The organism is Bremerella sp. P1 (genome assembly GCF_028748185.1).
Classification (GTDB): Bacteria; Planctomycetota; Planctomycetia; order Pirellulales; family Pirellulaceae; genus Bremerella.
This window is the reverse complement of sequence record NZ_CP118164.1, coordinates 550,104-571,220: the sequence shown is the minus strand read 5'-3', so window position 1 is coordinate 571,220 and position 21,117 is coordinate 550,104. Positions and strand designations below refer to the sequence as shown.

Sequence of the window (21,117 nt, the reverse complement as noted above, 5' to 3'; positions counted from 1 at the left end):
TCACGATTCCAGCTGGCGGATAAAAGCGACCCACTCGGCCTGAACGCGAGACACGCTCTCGCCGAAGGTTTCTTCCACGGTGGGGGCTGGCTGATTGCGCCGATGGACGTAGCGGTCGAGGCTTCCCGGCGCGAAGAGTTGCTTTTGAAACACCAGGTACCAGGCCAAGCCCCACGCCACGTCATAGTCGAGCCGGCCTTCATGCAGGTTCTCGAACAGGATAAAGCTGCCTGCTTCGGTTTGCAGGATCCGTTGCAGGCTCATCCCGTGATCGCGCTCCAGCCGGTCCTTTAAGCTGGCCAGAATCTCCTGCGGCGGCAGGTCGATGCGGAACGTGCCGTTCTCGAACTGAGCGTGCTCGAACAACTGCGCCAGGCCTTCGTTCAGCCAGATCGGTACCTCGTACTCGCCTTGCGGATAGAGGTAGTTTTCGACGTAGGCATGAAACGATTCGTGGCACAAATGCTGGGTGGCCTGGTTCATCATTGTGTCGAGCGTCGCTTGATTGCGGCGATCGATCACCTGGACTTGCCCCAGCGTCTTCTTGAAGTCACGCTGCCATGCTTCGCGCCGCGTCTGAACTTCGGTGACCACCGCATCGGGCGCCCAGCCAGCCTCTTTCAATCGCTTGGCCAACTGGTTCAGGTCCTCCGGCAGCTTTTTCTCTTGCTCGGTCCATTGCGCCAGGATGGCCTCGTGCCCGGCTCGAGCCACTTCCAGGCGGTCGAGAAACGAGCCAAGGTCCGAGCCAATCAGAACCTGGTTGGTATGCGGTACGTAAACCGCCGGGTTGTCGATCTGCAAGCCAATCTTCTTCAAGTAGGCTGAGTAGCTGCCGATTGAATGGAACAGCACAATCTGGATCGGGCTGTTGGGTTTCTGCTTGGGGGGCAGCCAATGTTCAAAGGCTTGAAAGATCTGATCGACACGAACAGCGAATGTTCGCGTCATGTCTTCGTTCAGGGGGCTGATCAAGACGAAGCGATCCCCTTCGTACTGCCATGCCTGATCGGTTTCGAGAATCGCGGACTTGGTTCGCTTGAGTGTCAGCGAGTCTTTCTCGGCTGCTCGGATTTGCGTGTGGTTCCTGAGCCGATCGGCGAGCTTCTCCAGACGCTTGCGATCGTCGCCGCTGACCTTTTCGAGACCTTTCTTTTTGTTCGCATTGATTGTGTGAATCACGGCGAACATCGGCTTGCCAGGCGGGCGATTGATCTCGAGAAACTCGAGTCCGCGAGGTGATTCCTCAAGTAGCATGCCCCGCAGCTCCGTACCGTCTTTTAGCACAAGACGGTCGGTCGACTGATTGCGAAGGGGGTCTTTCGGCTGAGCCCACAGCGGCAATGCCATCAACGACATTGCCGCCAAAGTTAGCCCAGCTATTCTCGCAACGGACGTCACAAACAGCCCTCGATTAGGCAGCGTTGAAAGGAACTTTGTGCGAGTCGGCCACGTTCACCCAGCAGTGAACATGCGGCTTGCCACGGAAGTACCAGACGAAGCTAGGCCCTTCCAGACGCCAGTTGTCCCACACCTTGTCTTTGCCCACGTCGGAGTCTTCGTAGAACGACAGGTGGCACGCATCGAGACCGCCGTACTTGTTCAAGCAGGCAACCACTTCGTCTTGATCGCTTTGACGGTATGGCTCGATCAACAGCTTCAGTACGTTTTGCACGGCTTCCTTCTGGTCGTCGGAAAGGTCACCGACTTTGATGCCACTGAACTTGCCCTCGGGACCTTGGAACCCGTTCTTCTGTTCGACCGGGCTCTTCTTCACCAACGCAACCTCCTGCTGCTTGCCATCCAGGATTTCATACACCTTGTTGGCGGCGAGGGCTTGATGCCAGAAGACGTTGCCAGGATGGCCAGGCTTTTCGTTGAAACCTTTGGCCGCGTGACCGTAGAAGATAGGTCCGCCAAACGCGACGTGTTCGGCCGAGTTGCCATCGCATCGCATCGTCATGTGACGACCGGTGATCACCAATTCAAATTTGCCCTCGCCCGGCTTGCCGAAAATGGCGATGTTCTGTTGCTTGCCGAATCCGCCTGCATCGTCTTTCAGCTGTTGATCAAACTTTTCGACCCACTCTGGATTGACCATACCGACAAAGATTTGCCGAATGAGATGCTGTTGATCCTTGGTGTAATAATTGCCGGCGATCGTTTGGTCGACGATATGCCAGTTGTTTTCGACGTGGGTTCGCAGCTTCCCTTCGAAGACCGTCTCGTGGTCCCAATCGAAAGTAATGTCATTCTTCTGCTTGTCGCTCAGCGATTCGTACAGAACCTTGACGAGTGACTCAGGCGTATCTTTCTTCGCGGATTCATCCGCAGCAAAGAGCGACGTGCCACCCATTGCGAGACCTGCCGTGGTGGCGGCAGCCGTTTGGAGAAAATCGCGTCGATTGGGCGGAACCAGAGGAAGACGATTAGGCATGGAAGGACCTCCAGGAAGGGAGAGGAAAAATGAGGAGCGCACTTCCCTATTTTTAACAGACCTGACCCATAGAAAACAATCGAAATGTCGATTCTGCCTATTTCGACTTCTGGCAGCGGGGGCAATGGAACGTCGCACGCTGTGCTTGAACCGTCCGCACAATGACCGCCTTGCCGCACGAACGACACACATCCCCGGCCTTGGCATACACGCGGTGCTCGTTCTGATAGCTGCCGTTTTGATTCAACGCGTTGCGATAGGTCCCGTCGTTCAACGTCGATCCTTCGTAACGAATGGCCAGTTCCAGCACTTCGACCATGCAAGCATGAATCCGCTTCCAGGCCTGAGCAGAAAGCTGATTGCACGGCTTGGCTGGGTGGACTTTCGCCAGATGCAGTATCTCGGACGCGTACAGATTGCCGATGCCAGCGATCCGGCGTTGATCGAGCAAAGCGACCTTAATCGGCTGACGCGTGGTGGAAAACTTCTCGCGGAAGGTCGCCACGTCGACATCCAAAGCATCCGGCCCGAGCCGCCCCTGGTGGAATTCGTTTTCAAACTGCTCGGCCGAAAACCACCGAACCGATCCCAGTCCCCGGCGGTCCCAGTACAAAAGCTCGGGATGCTTTACGCCGGAGAACGTCAGCCGCACACGCAAATGATCGAGCGTGGGGGGATCGGAAATGAGCACCAGCCCGGTCATACGGGGCTCGAACATGAGCCGCGATTGGTCGTCCAGGACTAGCAGAACCCGCTTTCCGAGGCGATCGATCCGCTCGACCTTCCGCCCAACCAGCTTTTTTTTCAGCACACCCGCGGTGGGGGTAATGCCGATCGGACGACGCTCGCAAGGAAGTTTTTCAAAGGTCTCGATCCGCCCGCCAATCAGCCCTAAAACGCCGCGACGCATCGTTTCGACTTCAGGAAGTTCCGGCAATGAGTTGATCTCCGTTGAATTTCGAGCCCGATCGCGGTTATCGCGTCCACTTGACCCCCTTACAGGTTGCCCGGATACTCAAAGGTTTATCACGCAGGCACCTGCGTCGCATAATGGGAGCGATCCCGCTGCGACGTCATTCCCCAAATCGTGACACATGGATCCGCTGATGGAAAGTCTAGGTACCGCCAGTCGTAACGTTCCAGATTCTGCTGGCCGCTTTGGTCCGTTCGGGGGGCGATACGTCCCTGAAACGCTAACGCAGGCCCTCGACCAGCTTACGGTTGAATACGAAAAAGCCGTCAAGGATCCGACCTTCTTCGAAGAACTGAAGGTCCTGCTGCGGGACTTCGTCGGGCGTCCGTCCCCCTTCTATCATGCCAAGCGGCTGAGCGAGCAAGTCGGTGGTGCTCAGATCTGGCTGAAGCGCGAAGACACCAACCACACCGGTGCTCACAAAATCAATAACACGCTCGGACAGGCTTTGCTGACCTTGCGAATGGGCAAGAAGCGAGTCATCGCCGAAACAGGTGCCGGCCAGCACGGCGTCGCTACGGCAACGGCCTGTGCTCACTTCGGCATCCCATGTGTTGTTTACATGGGCGAAGAAGACATTCGTCGCCAGGCTCCGAACGTCTTCAGCATGAAACTTTTGGGCGCGGAAGTGCGTCCTGTGACGACCGGTTCCCGCACGCTGCGTGATGCGATCAACGAAGCGATGCGAGATTGGATGGCTTCGGTCGAAGACACCCATTACATCCTGGGCAGTGTTGTCGGTCCTCATCCGTTCCCACGTATCGTCCGCGACTTCCAAGCCGTGATCGGCGAAGAAGCCCGCGCGCAAAGCCTCGAGCGTCTGGGCCGATTGCCTCACAAGGTCGTCGCCTGTGTCGGCGGTGGTAGCAATGCGGCTGGCATGTTCTATCCGTTTGTGGAAGACAAAGACGTTGAGCTGATCGGCGTTGAAGCTGGCGGACGCGGCCCCAGTGCCGGCGAACACGCATCGCCGCTGACCTACGGAGAGCCAGGCGTGCTGCATGGTAGCTACAGCTTTGTCATGCAGGACGAAGACGGCCAAACGTGCGATGTCCATTCGATGTCGGCAGGCTTGGACTACCCAGGCGTTGGCCCCGAGCACAGCTACTGGAAGGCCACCGGCCGCGTCCAGTACACCTGCTGCGAAGACGATGACGCGATGAAAGGTTTCGACGCACTGGCCGCTGCCGAAGGTATTCTGCCAGCACTGGAATCTTCGCATGCGGTTTCCAAGGCGATGGAACTGGCTGCCAAGATGCCGAAGGATCAGGTTGTCTTGGTCTGCCTGTCAGGTCGCGGAGACAAAGACGCCGCCGAAATCGCCCGCCTCAAAGGCGTGAAGTATTAACCGAAGCACAAGGCTCGATCCGTGTGCCACTGGCCTCTGGCCAGTGTGAACTGGGTACTCGGATTGCATTAGGCACTGGCTAGAAGCCAGTGGCACACGTAAGTCACCTCTTAGCCATCACTACAAAGGTTACGCCCCGATGTCCGCCGTCGATCGAGCTTTTGAAGCCCTGCGTTCGCAAAACAAAAAGGCCCTGGTTCCGTTTGTCACCGCCGGCGATCCTTCTTTGGAGATCACCGCGGCGGCACTGACCGAACTGGGCAAGCGTGGCGCGGCCGTGTGCGAAGTGGGCATTCCTTACAGCGACCCGATCGCCGATGGACCTGTCATTCAGGCTTCATACACGCGGGCACTCGATAAGAAGATCAAGCTGAAGTCGATCCTCGAAACGATTGGCAGCGTCACGCCGACCCTCCCCTGCCCTGTCGTGACGATGATCAGCTACGCGATCATTCACCGTCATGGCCCAGAGAAGTTCCTCGATATGGCCCAAGCCGCGGGCGTCAGTGGTGCGATCGTACCAGACCTATTGGTCGAAGAGTCGGATGCGTTTGCCAAGCTGTGCAAGGAACGCGACTTCAGCCTGATTCAATTGGTCACGCCGACTACCTCCAAAGAGCGAGCCAAGAAGATCGTCGAAACGTCGACCGGCTTCATCTACTACGTCTCGGTCGCGGGTATCACCGGCGAACGCACCGAGCTGCCGCCTGATATCGTCGACAACGTCAAATGGCTCAAGAGCCAGACCGACCTGCCGATCTGCATCGGTTTCGGTATCAACAAGCCTGAGCACGTGCATATGCTGAAGGAAGCATGCGACGGAGTGATCGTCGGTTCGGCGATCGTGCGACGTCTGTGCGAAGCGGAAAGCAAGCCGCAGGAGCAAGTCATCCAGGAAGTGGGTGAATACGCCGACTCATTACTGGATGCACTCAACGGCTAGTGGTTGCATGATTGCTTGCAGCTAGGAGCACTATCCATGGCTTTCGACCTCGTTATCTGGAAGTGGGCAGACCGTCAGGTGACCGCTGATGTTGAGGAGGTTGTAGAAGCGATTTCTCAGGACAACGCTCACGAAGCCCTAACTCGGTTTGACATGGCCGCGTTTGAGTCATCCCTCAGAGACGAGTTTGGTTCCGTCAACGAGGAGCCAGAGAGTCCCTTTCTTTACGATGTGTGCGACTTCCACGGTGTGCCTGCCAATTGGGTGACCGTTTCGGTCAGCTGGAGCAAAGTTGAGACGGTATGCCCTCGAATTCTGGCGATCGCCCGTACGCACGACCTATCTGTCTTTGATCCTCAAAGTGGTCGGGTTTGGTGATTCACCCGAGTCCCCCATCAACGATGGTGGGCGTGCCGCTCGCGGCAGGATCCGTTGAGCGGCTAAAGGATGCAACCGGTCGCCGCCTGAGCCGCGTACTGTAGGACCTCAGGGTTTTTTGTCGTCGGCTTTCGTTGCCACTGCGTGATAATCGAACTGGCCTCGGGGACCTCGAAAGCCCAATGCCCAAGTCCGTGCAGTGCGGATACCAGGCAGTTATCGTTGGTCAGCGTTAACGCGTCGGACATCACTTCTAAACTAGCGTGAATCATCGCCGGTGAGGCGCTTCCGGGATACAGCACGAAGACGTCCCACAGCATGTAGCATGTGAAGTCGAGCCATCCTTCGCCGTCGTTGCCGATGCTGCTCACCGGCTGCGTGCAGTAGCGATCGAAGTAGTTGCGATACAGCAGCTTCATCTGCCGAATCCCTTGCACACGCCGGGCATCGTCGCCGGCTTGAAGGTAGCAGAAACAAAGATTGCTGCAGCAGTTCGAGTAGATCAACTGCAGCCCGATCCCAATCTGTTTGGGCGAGTAACGCTGGTGGACTTCGGCATCAGCCAAGGCCTGATCGATGTGGTCGAAGTTGGTTGTGTTGACCGCGTCGACTGTTTCTTCTGGAAACTCGGCGTCAGCTGGGCTCAGGTCTTCGGCTTGTCCAAAGACTTGGTCACGCCAGATGTCGTAGTTCAGTGGCATCGATCTTTCCCTGAGTGGGCGTTAATGAGTCCATCGACGGACACTCGAAACAAATCGGGGTTCGGCAATCAAAAGCTACTCTCTGGCTTTTTTCGAGCTACAATTGTATTAGGCAAATTACTGAACTTGACTCAGACTATAAGCCGAAATTAATGTAGCTTTAGAGCGTTTGCGAAAGGCAGCCAAGTGGCACCCCCTTTCGCAATCTTGCCCCATCATGCGTGTGGACTTAACTTCACCCTTCGGGCAACAATGCGGGCCACTACTACGGCATCGCTTGGCAAACAAGCCAAGGCCTGACGGGTTTTGCTGACCGACTTCACTGTACGGGAGGGGAACCAACCATGCATGCCGACGATGACAGCACCAAGATGCACCGCTTCTTTGCAGGCATCACCGAGCAGACCTTTCAGGCCAAGCTCGGCGTTCCGGATACCGATCTGATCGATTATCTAACCGGCCTTCTGACCCGGTTTATTCATAGCGACATGGTCTTCAAGGTCCGCAGCTTGACCGGCAAGCCGCTGACCGAAGTGGCCGATATGCTGATCGAAGCCGAAGCCAGGATTGGCCAGGCCAAGCAATCTGTCCACCAACACGTGGGCGACTTTCTGCTCTTCTGGAGCGGCGTCTACCCGGAAAGCCTGACCCGGATGCAGAAGGCCGATCGCAAAGATCACCTGCTGAACTACTGGGTCGTCGGCAAACAGGCCTACTCGAAAGCGAGTGAACTGTCGGCCGAAGAACACTCGGACCAGGAAGCCGAACTGCTCCATAAGCTGAGCCACGAGTTTGAACTGTGCGCTTACGGCCTGGGCGAAGTCCGCCGCGAATGGGAACGCCGCGACCAGGAAGGGGACTCGCCGCAGATCATCTTGATGTAGTGTTGCTAACCGCGCTGGTTAGTCATTACGCTCGTCGTGAAGAATCTGATCGATGACGATGCACGCACACAAGATGGTGACATCGTCTTCCTCGCTCACCGTCTCGACGCCATAGGTGTCGTTCCATGTCCAGAATGTCTTGGAGACATCCGCGACCGTACGGCTTCTTCTTTTGAATTGATAGTCGTGCAGCCAGAAGCTGCCGTCGATCGTGTAGTCGTTGGGGCCTGGCACATCGAGCGTGAACTTCTGCTTGAACCAGGTGAATTCTTTGTGCATCTTGGCGAACAGCTTGCCGCCGTGAAAGATCTCGTAGCACGGCATGAAAGTCAGCAGTCGCTGCTTGATGAATGCCAGCTCATTGCCACGCATATCGCAGAAGGCAAGCTGATCGCCCCACGAAAATACTTTTCCTTTGATCTGATAGACGGGCTGCTGCTTCTCGTCGTAGACGTAAAAGTCGTCTCCCCACGACCAGAATTTCTCCCGGATCACATACCGCATAGTGCTCCCATACTTAGTAGGTAAGGATCGAATTGCTTTGGGCGGCTACGTATTCTCTCCTATCGTCATCCTGCGGAGCTGCGTTAGCCGGTGTAAGACGGAAGGTTGTTCGTTCTAGGTCACCAAACCTTTGGTCACCATCATGAAAACATCTTCCAGCGTCGGATCTTTTTCGGAAAAGTTCCGAATGGTGATCTGATTGTCGACCAGCTTCTTCAACAGCGAAGCGACCCCTTGGTCGTCGGTTTGCAGTTCGCAGGTCACCTGACCGCGATCGACATCGACATCCACGCATTCGGGCATGCTGCGGATAATCGAGAGGCCAGCGTCCATGCCGTCGACGAACTTGATGTTGATAATCCGGTTCTTGCGAATGCGGCGATAAACGTCTTCGATGCTGCCGCTCATCAGCAGTTCACCTCGCTCGATGATGCCGATCGAAGTACAGCAGTCGGCAAGCTCCGTGAGGATGTGACTCGAGATGAGAATCGTCTTGCCCATCTTGCGAAGCTCTTTGAGCAGCGCCTTCACTTCCAAACGAGCCCGAGGGTCGAGACCACTGGCCGGTTCGTCCAGGATCAGCACCGGCGGATCGTGCACCAACGTCTTGGCCAGGCACAGCCGCTGCTTCATCCCGCGTGACAGGCCGTTCACAAAGTCGTTTCGTTTGTGGGTCAGGTCCAACAATTCCAACACGTCGGTGATAACCGCCTTGCGTCGGCTGCGGGGGATCTTGTAGGCGACAGCGAAGAAGTCGAGGAACTCCCAAACCTTCATCCCGTCGTACACGCCGAAGTTATCGGGCATGTAACCCACGCTATGCCGAACGTCCATGGGCTGATCGGCCACGTTGAAACCGTTGACAAAGCCTTGCCCGCGTGAAGCCCGCAGCAGCGTGGCCAGGAAGCGGATGCTGGTGCTTTTGCCGGCACCGTTGGGGCCGATGAAGCCGAACATCTCGCCTGCGTCGATCTTCAGGTTTAGGCATTTGACTGCGGTGAAATCGCCATAGTCTTTGCCGAAGTCGACTAATTCAATCATCGAGGTACGTCCTGAAGGTGCTTAGGAAAAGTTACAGTGCGTCGATGGCATCGAGTTCCATCAGTTGGATCTGAGCCGGTTCCTGGCCCAGGAAACGCCGCGTGTTGGCATCGGCCTTCGGAGCAGGCAGGTTGGCATGCTTCAGATGCGCGACCACCATCGTGCGGATCGTGCGCTGGTTGGATGCCGGCGTGAGGGTCATGCCAGGCATGTCTTCCTCGGTCCAGCCGATCAGCCGCGTCTCGCCCTTTTTCAGTTGGCGAACGTCTTTGACCGTATTCAGCAGGTGCCGCAAATTGACTTCGCCTTCGGTGGGCGTCAGCGAAAGGACCGGCGACTCGGTCCACTCGTCAAACAACAGCCACTCGTCGTCCGCCTTGCCAAAGCGAACTTCGCGTTTGGTTTCTGGGACCAAGTCCCCCAGCCAGGCGACTTCGATCTGGTTCGACTGGGCATTGCGGCGAATGACACCGACGTCGTGCAGGGTCTGCGTCGAGGCGTACTCGATACTGCCTAGCCCGGAGGTATCGGTCTCATACGAAAACATCGGCTGGATCGACGTCGAAAGGAAGTATTCGCTGTGGATCATGGTCGACGAGTTCGAGGCAACCTGAACGCCGCTCAGTTGGATGTCGCCCCCTTCCTGGTGATAGCGAACTTCGCTGACGCCATCGCCAAAGCGGCGCGACTGATTGCTGAACGAATCGGCCCCGCGACCAAACGGCAAGGCGACGGCGGTCGACTCTGAAAAGGTCATGTCGTACGTCGTGCTCAGCGAGGTGTACAGCGAAGTGAACCGCGTCAGGTGAGCCCGGTGATAGCCGGCGTGCGCCTCGAGGAAGGCAATCTCCGTTCGGCTGCGCGCAAAACCGATGTCCAACTCGGCCAGCTTGATCACACAGACAGCACCAATGATGGCAATCACCGGAGCCGCGATCCAGGCCCACTCGACGCGGCCCATGATCCAGAAAACGAGCCAGTTGAGCGGCACCAGTACCAGCAGATAGCCGGCGGTGACACGCAGGACGAAGTTGCCGTTGGGAATGCTGATACCGGCCGCGTCTCGCAAGCAAGCCCGTGCGGCGGTCGAGATCCCACCCGAATCGCTCCACCCGGCCACGCCGGACTGGTTGTCGTAGGTGAATCCGGAGAAGGCATCGATATTCAATTCCTTTTCGGCCTTTCGGATCTGGGCATCGAGACCTTCGAGCTTCTGTTCGTCGGATACCGGTTCCTCAGTTTCCAGGGGTTCAAAGCCCTCGCTTTCCGGCTCACTCGGGGCAAGCTCCCGAACCAGGGTGGCGTCGCGCTGCTGGTAGGCAGGCATCAAGTTGGCCAGGTCGCGGCTCATGAAACGGAGCGAGGTGACCAGTCGGGGATCGTTCACGCCGTAGGAATCGGCCCAGCCGTTGACCGGCTGTTCGTCATCGGTCTTGATGAACCTCCGCGGCTCTCTTCGCAGGAGAACGCCGTTGAGGAACGAATCGAAGTTCTTCCAATTGCGAGAGATGTCCGGCGAGCGAATCTGAAACGCCGTGACGGCAATCCGCCCGCGTCCCACGCGCCGCTCAGCGACCAGGTCGCCTGTCTTGGGAATGAACTCGCCCTCAGGACGAAGCTTCAAGTCCGCGCCTCGCAGTGCTCCGGCACGCAGGTCGACCTCGTACCGCAGGTCTTGCCACTTGTTGCTTTCGTAAATGCGTTCGGTTTCGACGAATTCGTCGTTCCACTCTTGGAAACGGTCTTGCCCCAGTTCGACGCTGCCGGCGTCATCGGCGGGCAAGTAGTCGCCGAGGAAGCTCAGTTTTAGACGATCGAGCGAGTCCGGCCCGCTGATGATCAACTGCCCACCGAAGTGCAGCCAGTCGAGCATGGCTTGTTGTTGATCGAGCGACAACAGTTCAGGGTCGATCCCGTCCCAAAAGACGTAAGCGATCGATGTCCAGGCCATCGAGTTTTCGGGAACGGAAACGCGGTCGACCGTCTTCGGCAAAACCAGGCGGTAATGCGGGGCGGTCTCGGACTGGGACAGTGGCGGATGCAGCGGGCGAACGACGTCGGTCACTTCCAGAAACTGGTACTCGTCCGAAGCACTGGCCAGCACCACCATGTAGTACTCTTGCGGATGCATCCGCGTGGTGGCCAGGCGATCGACCAACACAGGGCGGCCTCCACCGACTGGACGAAGGTCGCAGGCAAACAGTCGCGTCTGCGAAATGTTGCGGTCGAACAGCGGCGGGTAAAACAACAAATCGGACCAACGCTCTTGCCCTTTGGGCAGTGCCAGAGGGCGCGTTGCCGAGAAGTAGTAATCGGTGTCGGTGATCGGCACAGGGCGATTGTTGGAATCAACCGTCGACGCGTAAAGCTCGCCGCGGAAGTCATAGTTGTTGGCCTTCATCAACGTACTGACATTGACCCAGTGGCCAGGCTTAACGCGGTTAAGCCGCGTGCTGCGATCGTCCGACGGCAAGACGTTCAGCTTCGGGGGCTCGAAGTCGTCCTTGGTCTCTTCTTTGGCCAGCCGCTCCTTTCGTTCCTCCAGCGTCTCGGCCGGGTCGAAGCAGCCGGAACAGCCGGTCGTGCCCAGCATGCAGAAAAGAAGAAATGCGGCCGTCCAGTTGCGGCGCAAAGGAGTCGCCCACAACCCAGTGAAGTCGTTTCGCGCTGAGTCGAATGTTGATGCCATACTAGAGAAGTCTTTAGCCGCCGATTCAGGAATCCATTACGCCGAGCTAAATTCCGCTCGCGTCAGGCGTTATTTCTTTCCCGTAGCGTAGAGAAGTTACGTCAGCGAAGCAAGCAGAAGGACAAGTTCACGGGTGGGGGTTGTGGACGGGTTTAGGGGAAAACGAGTTAACGATCTTCCGATTTACGGATAGAAAGTTATCGCGAGAACTCGCCCCACCGAAACACGAACCGTGCGAAAACAAACCTTTCAGATCGAAATCGATGCCCCCAGTTGGTTGGTGTTTGACATCATCCACGACTACCAACGGCGGTTGGATTGGGATTCGCTGCTATCGAAGGCTCAAGTTCTCGAGCCCAACACGCAGGCCGCGGTTGGGGTCTGTACCCGTTGTGTTGGCAAATGGTCCTCGGGCTGGATGGTGATGGACACCCGGTACGTGAGCTTCGACCGAGGCCGCGTAGCCGCGGTGACGCTGATCAACCGGCCGTGGCTATTTGAAAGCTTTCATGCCACAATCCGCCACGAAACGATTACCGAAAATCGATCGCGGGTGATATACATCTATTCGTTTGCTTGTCGACCGAAATGGTTGGGATGGCTAAGTGAGCCGATCGTCAACTGCTTGCTGCTGCGTGAGACAAGAAAGCGGTTGCATGCGCTACGCGATTACATCGACCGCAGTGCGCAGCAAAATCTTGTCCCCTCGCCCCTTAGGGGAGAGGGTTAGGGTGAGGGGACAGTTCGCCTATTGGCAGCGCAAGCGCGAGCGGAGTTCCGGTCGTTGCGGAATCTTCGTCTGGCGATGTTGGGTTAAGGACGCTCGATAAACCCTCACCCTAGCCCTCTCCCTGCGAGGGAGAGGGGACAGGATTGTTATGGTGGTCCGCGTTCGTGGGCTTCACTTGTTTTCTGCGTTTCCGCTTCGAAGACCTTCGCATCGCCAACTCGTCCTGGTGCCACGCCCAAGTCCGCTTGGGCGTGTCTTTGAATCGCTTGGCGAACACGATCTCGTCGCGCTGGCGTGATCAACTTCTTGGGCTCGTGATGAAGACGAACCTTTACCTGCTTCGTGCGTTGTGGAGGTTCTCCGTGCGAAGGTGTTTTCTTCAGGCCATCCAGTTCCCGCTGCAGCGCGTCGATCTCTTCCTGCTTCTCGCAAATCTCGCGATGCAGTTGCCGGTCGAGGGCCTGCAGGCGGTAGTACGTGTAGGCGAACAGCCGGGCAGCTTCGTAAGTGAGTGGTTCTCGCAGAGGTCGCTTCAGCCGATAGAGCTCGCGTTCACGAGCCCGCGTGGCTTCGTCGCGCTCGCGCGGTTCGCGCTGATCGAGTGACGCAGGCCGAAGCGTGGTTGTTCGCCGCGTCGGAATCGGCGGAGGCGGATCGGCAGGGAACTCGTGCGCGGCGATCTCGGGATCGATGGAAACGGCCTGGCAGTTGGCTCCGTAGGAAGGCGGCTTCTCCGCCAGCACCATCAACACTTCCCCGCAGCAGGGGCACAGCAGTCGGTTGCCATCGCGCACGGCAACCTGCGGAGCGTGGCCTTTTGAGCCAGCTCCGTGTGTTTCCGGTTGTGGTGCGTGGTGATGGGACATGATGTTCGCTTGTGTGGTGAAGTTGTGTTGACAAATCGTGTGCCACTGCCGCCCTCGGCAGTGAGAAGTGAGAAAGGTTTAGCCATCCCTAATTGGCTGCAAGAGCACTGGCCAGAGGCCAGTGGCACACCGAGGTTGGGATTGGCAACAGGGGAAGCGAGCGTGCTTCGTTGGATGTACGTGTAATTTAGACGACTAGCGCATCAGTAAGATAGTGCGCCTGGAAGATTTCTGTAGGGCCCGCGTGATTGGGAGACTTGAAGCAGAGACGGGGCGTCCAATTCGATCGACTACGCCGTGATGATCAACGACCGAGCGGCTAACTCGCAATGAATGGCTTCATATCGATCGGCCGGATCGATGTTGCGCCAATCTCATAGCATTGCGGGCCCAATTTGCGGCAGCGTGCGACCGTTAAGGGAATCATGCCGCTTCCTTCGATACGCAAAACAAAACGCTCTTTGGGATAGAGCTGTACGGGAAACAGAAAGCCAACCCCATCCTTGGAAATATTCGTGACCAACCCCAAGGTAAGGTGCGAGGTTCGTTCAATCGTAGGGAACGTTGGATTACAGCGTACGATGCAGCGTTTGAGTTGATGAAAGCGGACGTGTCGCCGCTGGTCGGTTAACGTGGTTGCGGTCGGGCCCGACTTTCCGAGTTGTTCCATTTTCGTTCGTGGAATCTGTACCTGAAACGTCAAGTCGCGTGCCGCGCGCTGAAAGACGGCTTCTTCGTTGAGCTTCGGGCTTGCCCCTACTTCTGCATCAAAGCTTTCCAGCATTTGACCATGTCCCCGTCGAGTTTGGTGGGTGCCATTTTATCGAGTATCTCTAACGCTTCTTTCGTTGAATTCGGATTGCGGTAGGGGCGGTTGCTGGTAAGTGCCTCGAAGATATCGACAACACTACAGATGCGGGCCAAAACATGGATCTCGTCACCATCGATCCCCACGGGGTAGCCAGATCCATCGAGTTTTTCGTGATGCTGGTAGACCATCATCAGTTGATCGAAGGTCAGTTCGGCACGTTCGGCCAAGGCAACAAAGCCGTCGGTCGGATGACGCTGAATCGTCTGCCATTCGGCTTCGGTCAGGCGTTCTTTTTTCGTCAAGATTTGATTGGGGATGCGAAGCTTGCCCAGGTCGTGCAGCAGACCTCCCATCGAGATCCGACGCAACTCTGCTTCGTCACGGAATCCCATTTCCTGAGCCAACAACATGGCATAGCTGGCGACGTTATACGAATGGGTGTAGGTGTGATAATCGTGCTGCAGTACGTCGAACAATTCACCGGCGACGATCTCGTCCTGGGAAATGAGCGAGGTCATATGTTCGCTCAGAACGCTGACACTTTCTAAGGTCTTGTCGAGATTGTCAGAGCGAAAGACTTCCTGCAGCATGGTCCGGCCTGTGCTGTTGAGAAAAGCCATCCGCTGGGCGATCGGTACATCGTGGTTATTCAGAATCGAGCGGACGTTCTCCTGCAGATGTTGTTGAAAGACCTCTCCCTGATCGCGCGGAATGTAAACCGTCTCGACGCCGCCTTCGAGCAGCTTGGGGAATTCGTCGTCGTCAATCTCGATATTCTGACCCCGGAGCAGGACCGGATCGGCTCCTGGGTAAAGGCACCAATAAACATCGACCGGCAGTTCTTTCGTCAGGCACAACAGGGCCAACGGAACCGGTAGATATTTCTGGCGTTTCGAGGTGTCGGTTGACGGCGACATGGTGGGTAATGTGAATGGAGTTACTTTCTATTGCATGGCGAGATTGCCATGTGTCTTCTGCATTGGAAATGTAGAACGTCGGTGGACGGATGAGCCACGAAAGCCTGATTTCGCCGACTTTATCCTTGGCAATTCGGTTACCCGTAATTGCCATGAATGCCGTGGCCTATGTTGAATGTCAGGGGTTTTTGAGGGCACTCAGCCCTACTGCGAAGAATCGCGGAGGTCTTGGTCTAACTCAGGGCGGTCCGATTCCCCGTTGTTTTCGAGATATTGGCGGTATTGATCATCGCGGAACGTTTTGACTTCGGCCAAAACTCGCCTTATTGCACCTTTTCCGTCAACGGACTCAATGTATTCACGAGCAACCGAGTTGTAGCCGTCTTCAAACGACCGTTTCTCGTTCCATGTGATGTCGCTCGTATATTCGACAAGAATGCCGTACCGCTGTCGCATCAGATCGGACAGGAATTCATCCCCGGCACCGCGTGTCTGAACGTATATCTTCCGCTCGCCGTTGGCGACGTCTTCCTCTGCCAGGCTGCGGCCACGGTCGTATTCTTTTTGAATTAAATCAATACGGCCAAAAAAGCTTCGGGGTGACTTAAGATTCTCTTTCCTTTGTAGAGCCGTGAGTTCCTCTTTCGTGTCGACGTCCTCTCCGATTTCTTCGACGACTACATCGACGGGAGGAAATTGTTCAGGAAGTATGTTCAGACCCTCGTTCTCCGAAAGTTGGAATACTTCGTCGGCCATCGCCCAAGGAAATAATGCTGGATGACCATGTTTTTCCCGATTCATAGGGCGAATAATTCGCCCTGGATTCTTCCTTGCTGCCTTAAGCACCAAGTCAATCGTCTGCGTCGAAAGAGTCGGCATGTCGGCTGGGGCGACTAGCCAGACATCGCTGGGTGTGGGGGCCAGGCGTGACTGGATGGCGCGTAGCCCGTGTTGGATCGACTCTTTCATGTCGCGTGGGCGCGGATCGGCGGTGACGACATGCACCGGGAGCGTCTGCAGGAGCTTCGGCAGGTCGGTTCGCTCTTGAGGAATCACCACGAAGATGTGATCGACGGTGGACTTCTGCCACGCGGCGATGACCGTTTCCAGGATGGTTGAGTCATTCCATGGCAGCAGCAGCTTATCGGTGCCCATCCGGCGACTTTCGCCGCAGGCCGGGATGATCGCGAAGCTGCGTCCTGCTTGGGTCATGATGCCGGCCGATTGCGATAGGAGACCAGCTGCGCGACGATGCTGATGGCGATCTCTTCGACCGTGCGGGAAGCAATGTCGAGGCCGACCGGAGCGTGCACCTGATCGAGTTGCTCTTGGGTGATCCCCTTTTCCAACAGGTCTTCGTAGATCAAGCGGATCTTCCGCTTGCTGCCAATCATGCCCAGGTAAGCCAGGGGCCGCTTGAGCAGATGATACAGACCGATCTCGTCATGGTTGTGGCCGCGGGTAACGACCAGGCCGTAGGCTCCGTCCCGTAGCGGCAGCTTAGGAAGCACCTCCTGGAACTTGCCCGGCACACGCCGCATGGCGGTGGGGAAACGTTCTGCGCTGATCACATCGGGGCGGTCATCGATGACCGTCACATCGAAGTCGACCCAGTGCGCCAGCTTGGCGACGGCCTGGCCGACGTGCCCTCCGCCGACAATCACCAGTTCGCAGCGCGGCAGGATCGGAACGAAAGCGATGCCTTGCTCTCGATAAAAGAGAGGTCGGCCTGTCAGGGGCCGCAGCGACTGGGCCGCGATCCCTTTGACTTGGCGACAATGGCTGGCATCGCCTTGCGAGGCGATGATCGCGCCGGTGGGGGAAAGCAAGACCATGCCGAAGTTACGCAGCGAATGTTCGCGCGGATCGGCGGCAATGGCCAGCGTGCCACCGAGGTTCGAGGTGATCGCTTCCAGGATCGACTGAAAGAAGTCGACTTTGTTGTGCGGAGTGAGCGGTTCGATGATCACTTCCATGCGTCCGCCGCAGATGAGGCCGTCGTCCCAGCCGTAGTCGTGATCGAGCACAAACTCGACGACGGTCCCCTGCCCTGCTTCGAGCAGCTCGATCGCGCGGCGTTTGACCTCGGCTTCGACGCAACCGCCACCGAGCGTGCCGACCTGCTGGCCGCTGGGATAGACGAGCATGGTCGCCCCAGCCTTTTGCGGGGTCGAACCGCGGGTATCAATCAGCTGGCAGTATGCAGCCGATTTGCCGGCGGGAATATCGGCAACCAGGGCTTGAAGGACTTCACGCATGCGGGGTCTTCGAGAAGGAAAGTGGCAGTGGTGTGCCCGTATGGTACTGCGAACCCCAGGGCCGCGACCAGAGGCAGACGCCAGCGACAACCTCGCTAGAGTGATTGACCCGCGGGATCGCCGTTCTTAAATTCCAATATATCGTTACCTGTTTGTCTATTGTCACTTTCGTGGGAAGAAGATCGTCATGCGTCACCTGGCATACGCTTCGGTATGGGTTGTGTTGTTATTCGGTACGCAAGCGTGGGCTCAAGAAGCGGCCGCTCCCGAAAGCGTGAAGCCGGGGATCAACGAAAAGTTTCTCGACCCCGAGCTTAACGTAGAAGAATGGGTGAATCGATTTGAGGTCGAAAGCCGTGAAGTGTTTGCTGCCAAAAGCGAGATCGTCGAGCGGATGAAGCTTTCGCCAGGCGATCGCGTGGCCGATATTGGTACGGGCACGGGGCTGTTCGTCGAACCGTTTTCCGAAGCGGTGGGCAAAGACGGCTGGGTCTACGCGTTGGATATCGCTCCGAAGTTTGTCGAGCGGGTCGAGAAGCTGGCCGAGATTAAAAGTCTGAACAATGTGACGCCGGTGCTATGCGGGCAGGATGATATTCGCCTGGCCCCTGGCAGCATCGACGCGGCCTTCATCTGCGACGTGTACCACCACTTTGAATACCCCGATCAGTCGCTCGCTTCGATTCACAAGGCCATGAAGCCAGGCGGCAAGCTGGTGGTGATCGACTTCAACCGCATCCCCGGCGAGTCGCGCGAGTGGACACTCAATCATGTTCGCGCCGGTAAGGAGGTCTTCCGGGCAGAGATCGAAAAGGCCGGCTTCCGCTTTGTGAACGAAGTGGAAGTGCCATCCTTCAAAGAGAACTACTTCCTGCAGTTTGAACGGCGGTAAGCCAGGAGAAGGCTAACCACGGATTGCGCGGATAAGCACAGATTATTGAATGTCGGGGGTGCGGAGTATCCATCTCAAAAAAATGGCGACCTCCATCAGCAATAATACCATGCTGCTGGCTAGTGGCAGCATGAATGGAATACCCATGCAGATACCCTCGCGGCGAAACACAAAATCATAGAGCAAGAAACTACAAGGGATGGCAAGCAGAGCCGCCCACCAGCCGACGGCGAAGTGGAGCACCCAAGGGGCTGTGCAACTGATAACGAGAGCCATCCACTCTCGAATTGTGAGCCCCGGGACTGAATCGAGTTCGGCACGATGTTCTTCGGGTGTCCCAGGATCGGAGTCTGCCATGATGGTCGCTGATTTCTGCGTTGCAGGCGATTGTCGAAGGAGCGAAACTGGCCGTTTCTTGAGCGTGTCTTCTTCCTGAAACGTATCGCGTTTCTGCAACCAACGCGAAGTCTTTGCCGTGATCGATACCCGCTCTAAGGGCCGGAGGCCCGGCCGAATGTAGCCAGGGGCGTCTAGCCCCTGGTACTGAGCCACAAAAGGATAAAGCCCTGGAAGGGCGACCGAACACGACAACATTCGTTTCGGACGCCCTTCCAGGGCTTGCGCTATTTTGATTCGATCTGACCAGGGGTTATCACCCCTGGCTACATTCGGCCGGCCTTCCAGGCCTAAGGACCATTACTCATGTTCGTGCCACAAACTGATCGAATGTGCCCGCTTTAAGCGGGGGCCAATACCTGGACCTTCATATCGGTGACCATGTCTTTGACTTGCTCGCGGTAGTCGTTCATGTGCGGGGCGACGAGGTGGGCTTGGAGGTGCTCGACCGACTCCCACGATTCAACGACCGTGACGGTGTTGTCGCGGGGGCCTTCTTGCACGTCGCCCAGGTTGGCATCGACGTCGATCGTCGGGCCGTAGGTGATGCAGCCATCTTCTTCCAGAACCTTGGGGACCAGTTCGTGGAATGCGGCCAGGAAGGCGTCGCGGGTATCTGGCTTCAGGTTAATGGTGGCGATGACGTGAATCATGGTGCGCATATGCTCTTTCTAGATGTTTTTGGCGGTGGGATTAGCTGCTGCTCTTTTGGGCGGCGGAGCGCTTCTCGGTGATCTCGATCGCTTTGAGGATGCCGCGAGCCTTGTTGAGCGTTTCTTGGTATTCCATTTTCGGATCGCTGTCGGCGACGATGCCGGCCCCGGCTTGCACGTAGGCGGTGCCGTCCTGGATGACGATCGTTCGCAGGGCGATGCATGTATCCATGTTACCGCCGTAGTCGATGTAGCCAACCGCGCCGGCGTAAGGGCCGCGGCGATGAGGCTCGATCTCGTCGATGATTTCCATGGCTCGCACTTTGGGTGCCCCTGATACTGTCCCCGCTGGCAGGCAGGCCGCCATGGCGTCGAAGGCGTCTTTGCCTTCGGGCAGCTCGCCGGTGACATTCGAGGTGATGTGCATCACGTGGCTATAGCGCTCGATCGCCATCACGTCGGACAGTTGAACACTGCGGTACTTGGCCACACGGCCGACGTCGTTGCGGCCCAGGTCGACCAGCATGACGTGTTCGGCCCGCTCTTTGGGATCGGCCAGAAGTTCTTCGGCCAGACGAGCGTCTTCAGCTTCGGTCAAGCCACGCGGACGCGTGCCAGCCAGTGGACGAACCGTCACGGTGCCATCCATCACGCGGACCATGATCTCAGGCGAACTGCCGACCAGGGTGGTTTCGGGCGTGCGAAGGAAGAACATGAACGGGCTTGGGTTCACAATCCGCAGCGTGCGGTAGATCTCGAAGGGATCGCTTTGGATGTCGACTTCCAGACGCTGGCTAAAGACGACCTGAAAGATGTCGCCGGCCACGATGTACTCGACACATTTGCGAACGGCAGCTTCAAAATCTTCCTGGGTGAAGTTCGAGCGGTACCCGATCGTTGGGTAGCCGGCCAGGTCGATGTCGGTGGGTGTGAGGGTCGGGTCGTGCTTGGTCAGTTGGGCGACGATCTCTTCAGCCTGCTGACACGCGGCGTCGTAGATGGCCTGATGATCGTTTTCTTTCCCCTTGGGGCACTTGGCCATCACGATCACATAGGCCGTCTTGGTCACGTTATCGAAGACGACCAGGTTGTTGTAGAAGCCGAACGAAAGGTCTGGCAGGTGGCGATCGTCTTCGGGGGCATTGGGCAGGTTTTCGACGTAGCGGACGACATCGTACCCCGCGTAACCGATCGCTCCACCGTTAAACGGGGGGAGCCCTTCGATGTGAGCGACGTTGCCGGTATCGAGCCGCTTACGGAGCTCTTCCAGCGGGTTGGCACAGGTAAAGGTCTCGGTGCCTTCTTTGCTGGCGATGGTGACTTGATCACGTGTCGCGCTGAGATGGTATTCGGGATGAATACCGATAAAGCTGTAGCGGCCGACCTTCTCGCCACCGACCACGCTTTCAAACAGGCAAGCTGGCTTGCCGTCGTCTAACTTGTGAAATGCCGAGACCGGAGTCATCGAATCGCTGATCAGGCGCCGATAAACGGGAATAATCTCGAACTTTTCCGCGAGCTGCTCAAACTCGGAGAATTCTGGGAGGTACGGCATAAGTCAGGTGTCTGCCAAAGGGTAGTGCTTGCCAATCCGTTGGAGGAGACCCGCGAGGCGTCGTAAATGTTCACACCCACGAATAATCGGTCTCTGGTAACATTGAACGGCATGGCGTCTAATCTTGACACCCCCCTTGGC

Annotated in this window: 21 protein-coding genes; 6 read left to right on the top strand and 15 right to left on the bottom strand. The window is 57.1% G+C overall.

Features of this window, described 5'->3' with window-relative positions; genetic code table 11:
- The 3 genes from PSR63_RS02365 to mutM all read right to left on the bottom strand — a co-directional run bounded on the left by PSR63_RS02365 (position 1) and on the right by mutM (position 3,374).
- Positions 1–1,350, bottom strand: coding sequence for a DUF1570 domain-containing protein (locus PSR63_RS02365; RefSeq protein ID WP_274330406.1), 1,350 nt, complete (start codon positions 1,348–1,350; stop codon positions 1–3).
- 64 nt (positions 1,351–1,414) lie between these two features.
- Positions 1,415–2,437 carry a DUF3500 domain-containing protein gene (locus tag PSR63_RS02360; RefSeq protein WP_274330405.1) on the bottom strand — a complete coding sequence of 341 codons (1,023 nt, stop codon included), beginning with the start codon at positions 2,435–2,437 and terminating at the stop codon, positions 1,415–1,417.
- A gap of 97 nt (positions 2,438–2,534) precedes the next feature.
- Entirely contained in the window at positions 2,535–3,374 is an 840-nt protein-coding gene (gene mutM / locus PSR63_RS02355; protein WP_274330403.1) for a DNA-formamidopyrimidine glycosylase, read from the bottom strand.
- Between the two features lie 169 nt (positions 3,375–3,543).
- Between mutM and trpB the strand changes: the two genes are divergently transcribed.
- The 3 genes from trpB (at position 3,544) to PSR63_RS02340 (ending at position 6,079) form a co-directional block, all read left to right on the top strand.
- Positions 3,544–4,758 (top strand): tryptophan synthase subunit beta, encoded by a 1,215-nt coding sequence (trpB, locus tag PSR63_RS02350; protein WP_274330401.1) that lies wholly within the window; start codon positions 3,544–3,546, stop codon positions 4,756–4,758.
- 139 nt (positions 4,759–4,897) lie between these two features.
- Positions 4,898–5,701, top strand: a complete 804-nt coding sequence (trpA, locus tag PSR63_RS02345; protein ID WP_274330399.1) for a tryptophan synthase subunit alpha — start codon at positions 4,898–4,900, stop codon at positions 5,699–5,701.
- 36 nt (positions 5,702–5,737) lie between these two features.
- The gene (locus PSR63_RS02340) at positions 5,738–6,079 is read left to right on the top strand and encodes a hypothetical protein (protein WP_274330397.1); all 342 of its coding nucleotides are present in this window, start codon (positions 5,738–5,740) and stop codon (positions 6,077–6,079) included.
- Between the two features lie 62 nt (positions 6,080–6,141).
- On the opposite strand, the gene PSR63_RS02335 is transcribed toward PSR63_RS02340, so the two are convergent.
- Complete coding sequence (locus PSR63_RS02335) at positions 6,142–6,780, bottom strand: hypothetical protein (RefSeq protein ID WP_274330395.1); 639 nt, start codon at positions 6,778–6,780, stop codon at positions 6,142–6,144.
- Positions 6,781–7,124: 344 nt separating this feature from the next.
- Between PSR63_RS02335 and PSR63_RS02330 the strand changes: the two genes are divergently transcribed.
- Positions 7,125–7,664 (top strand): hypothetical protein, encoded by a 540-nt coding sequence (locus PSR63_RS02330; RefSeq protein ID WP_274330394.1) that lies wholly within the window; start codon positions 7,125–7,127, stop codon positions 7,662–7,664.
- A gap of 18 nt (positions 7,665–7,682) precedes the next feature.
- On the opposite strand, the gene PSR63_RS02325 is transcribed toward PSR63_RS02330, so the two are convergent.
- The 3 genes from PSR63_RS02325 to PSR63_RS02315 form a co-directional block, all read right to left on the bottom strand.
- Complete coding sequence (locus tag PSR63_RS02325) at positions 7,683–8,168, bottom strand: LURP-one-related/scramblase family protein (protein WP_274330393.1); 486 nt, start codon at positions 8,166–8,168, stop codon at positions 7,683–7,685.
- Positions 8,169–8,282: 114 nt separating this feature from the next.
- Complete coding sequence (locus PSR63_RS02320; RefSeq protein ID WP_274330392.1) at positions 8,283–9,209, bottom strand: ABC transporter ATP-binding protein; 927 nt, start codon at positions 9,207–9,209, stop codon at positions 8,283–8,285.
- 31 nt (positions 9,210–9,240) lie between these two features.
- Positions 9,241–11,898: a hypothetical protein gene (locus tag PSR63_RS02315; RefSeq protein WP_274330390.1), complete on the bottom strand. Its 2,658-nt coding sequence runs from the start codon at positions 11,896–11,898 to the stop codon at positions 9,241–9,243.
- A gap of 232 nt (positions 11,899–12,130) precedes the next feature.
- Between PSR63_RS02315 and PSR63_RS02310 the strand changes: the two genes are divergently transcribed.
- Positions 12,131–12,628 (top strand): SRPBCC family protein, encoded by a 498-nt coding sequence (locus PSR63_RS02310; RefSeq protein ID WP_274330388.1) that lies wholly within the window; start codon positions 12,131–12,133, stop codon positions 12,626–12,628.
- Between the two features lie 146 nt (positions 12,629–12,774).
- Here the strand turns inward: PSR63_RS02310 and PSR63_RS02305 are convergent, their stop codons facing one another.
- From PSR63_RS02305 to PSR63_RS02285, 5 genes are all read right to left on the bottom strand, one after another.
- Entirely contained in the window at positions 12,775–13,494 is a 720-nt protein-coding gene (locus tag PSR63_RS02305) for a hypothetical protein (RefSeq protein WP_274330386.1), read from the bottom strand.
- A gap of 319 nt (positions 13,495–13,813) precedes the next feature.
- Positions 13,814–14,278: a hypothetical protein gene (locus tag PSR63_RS02300; RefSeq protein WP_274330385.1), complete on the bottom strand. Its 465-nt coding sequence runs from the start codon at positions 14,276–14,278 to the stop codon at positions 13,814–13,816.
- The gene (locus PSR63_RS02295; protein WP_274330384.1) at positions 14,251–15,222 is read right to left on the bottom strand and encodes an HD-GYP domain-containing protein; all 972 of its coding nucleotides are present in this window, start codon (positions 15,220–15,222) and stop codon (positions 14,251–14,253) included. The genes PSR63_RS02300 and PSR63_RS02295 overlap by 28 nt, the downstream gene beginning before the upstream one ends.
- A gap of 204 nt (positions 15,223–15,426) precedes the next feature.
- Positions 15,427–16,434, bottom strand: a complete 1,008-nt coding sequence (locus tag PSR63_RS02290; protein ID WP_274330383.1) for a nucleotidyltransferase family protein — start codon at positions 16,432–16,434, stop codon at positions 15,427–15,429.
- Positions 16,431–17,480 carry an XdhC family protein gene (locus PSR63_RS02285; RefSeq protein ID WP_274330382.1) on the bottom strand — a complete coding sequence of 350 codons (1,050 nt, stop codon included), beginning with the start codon at positions 17,478–17,480 and terminating at the stop codon, positions 16,431–16,433. The genes PSR63_RS02290 and PSR63_RS02285 overlap by 4 nt, the downstream gene beginning before the upstream one ends.
- Positions 17,481–17,667: 187 nt before the next feature.
- On the opposite strand from PSR63_RS02285, the gene PSR63_RS02280 reads away from it, so the two are divergent.
- A complete protein-coding gene (locus PSR63_RS02280) occupies positions 17,668–18,372 on the top strand; it encodes a class I SAM-dependent methyltransferase (protein ID WP_274330380.1) in 705 nt (234 codons plus the stop codon).
- A gap of 42 nt (positions 18,373–18,414) precedes the next feature.
- On the opposite strand, the gene PSR63_RS02275 is transcribed toward PSR63_RS02280, so the two are convergent.
- From PSR63_RS02275 to trpE, 3 genes are all read right to left on the bottom strand, one after another.
- Positions 18,415–18,966: a hypothetical protein gene (locus tag PSR63_RS02275; RefSeq protein ID WP_274330378.1), complete on the bottom strand. Its 552-nt coding sequence runs from the start codon at positions 18,964–18,966 to the stop codon at positions 18,415–18,417.
- Between the two features lie 143 nt (positions 18,967–19,109).
- Positions 19,110–19,430 carry a putative quinol monooxygenase gene (locus PSR63_RS02270; RefSeq protein WP_274330376.1) on the bottom strand — a complete coding sequence of 107 codons (321 nt, stop codon included), beginning with the start codon at positions 19,428–19,430 and terminating at the stop codon, positions 19,110–19,112.
- 31 nt (positions 19,431–19,461) lie between these two features.
- Entirely contained in the window at positions 19,462–20,976 is a 1,515-nt protein-coding gene (gene trpE, locus PSR63_RS02265) for an anthranilate synthase component I (RefSeq protein WP_274330374.1), read from the bottom strand.
- Positions 20,977–21,117: the final 141 nt, after the last annotated feature.

Bases quoted from the DNA above. Each gene is read 5' to 3' on its own strand.
- PSR63_RS02365 (WP_274330406.1), bottom strand. From the start codon at position 1,350: ATGGCATTGCCGCTGTGGGCTCAGCCGAAAGACCCCCTTCGCAATCAG.
- PSR63_RS02360 (WP_274330405.1), bottom strand. From the start codon at position 2,437: ATGCCTAATCGTCTTCCTCTGGTTCCGCCCAATCGACGCGATTTTCTC.
- trpB (WP_274330401.1), top strand. From the start codon at position 3,544: ATGGAAAGTCTAGGTACCGCCAGTCGTAACGTTCCAGATTCTGCTGGC.
- trpA (WP_274330399.1), top strand. From the start codon at position 4,898: ATGTCCGCCGTCGATCGAGCTTTTGAAGCCCTGCGTTCGCAAAACAAA.
- PSR63_RS02340 (WP_274330397.1), top strand. From the start codon at position 5,738: ATGGCTTTCGACCTCGTTATCTGGAAGTGGGCAGACCGTCAGGTGACC.
- PSR63_RS02335 (WP_274330395.1), bottom strand. From the start codon at position 6,780: ATGCCACTGAACTACGACATCTGGCGTGACCAAGTCTTTGGACAAGCC.
- PSR63_RS02330 (WP_274330394.1), top strand. From the start codon at position 7,125: ATGCATGCCGACGATGACAGCACCAAGATGCACCGCTTCTTTGCAGGC.
- PSR63_RS02325 (WP_274330393.1), bottom strand. From the start codon at position 8,168: ATGCGGTATGTGATCCGGGAGAAATTCTGGTCGTGGGGAGACGACTTT.
- PSR63_RS02320 (WP_274330392.1), bottom strand. From the start codon at position 9,209: ATGATTGAATTAGTCGACTTCGGCAAAGACTATGGCGATTTCACCGCA.
- PSR63_RS02315 (WP_274330390.1), bottom strand. From the start codon at position 11,898: ATGGCATCAACATTCGACTCAGCGCGAAACGACTTCACTGGGTTGTGG.
- PSR63_RS02305 (WP_274330386.1), bottom strand. From the start codon at position 13,494: ATGTCCCATCACCACGCACCACAACCGGAAACACACGGAGCTGGCTCA.
- PSR63_RS02300 (WP_274330385.1), bottom strand. From the start codon at position 14,278: ATGCTGGAAAGCTTTGATGCAGAAGTAGGGGCAAGCCCGAAGCTCAAC.
- PSR63_RS02295 (WP_274330384.1), bottom strand. From the start codon at position 15,222: ATGTCGCCGTCAACCGACACCTCGAAACGCCAGAAATATCTACCGGTT.
- PSR63_RS02290 (WP_274330383.1), bottom strand. From the start codon at position 16,434: ATGACCCAAGCAGGACGCAGCTTCGCGATCATCCCGGCCTGCGGCGAA.
- PSR63_RS02285 (WP_274330382.1), bottom strand. From the start codon at position 17,480: ATGCGTGAAGTCCTTCAAGCCCTGGTTGCCGATATTCCCGCCGGCAAA.
- PSR63_RS02280 (WP_274330380.1), top strand. From the start codon at position 17,668: ATGCGTCACCTGGCATACGCTTCGGTATGGGTTGTGTTGTTATTCGGT.
- PSR63_RS02275 (WP_274330378.1), bottom strand. From the start codon at position 18,966: ATGTTGTCGTGTTCGGTCGCCCTTCCAGGGCTTTATCCTTTTGTGGCT.
- PSR63_RS02270 (WP_274330376.1), bottom strand. From the start codon at position 19,430: ATGCGCACCATGATTCACGTCATCGCCACCATTAACCTGAAGCCAGAT.
- trpE (WP_274330374.1), bottom strand. From the start codon at position 20,976: ATGCCGTACCTCCCAGAATTCTCCGAGTTTGAGCAGCTCGCGGAAAAG.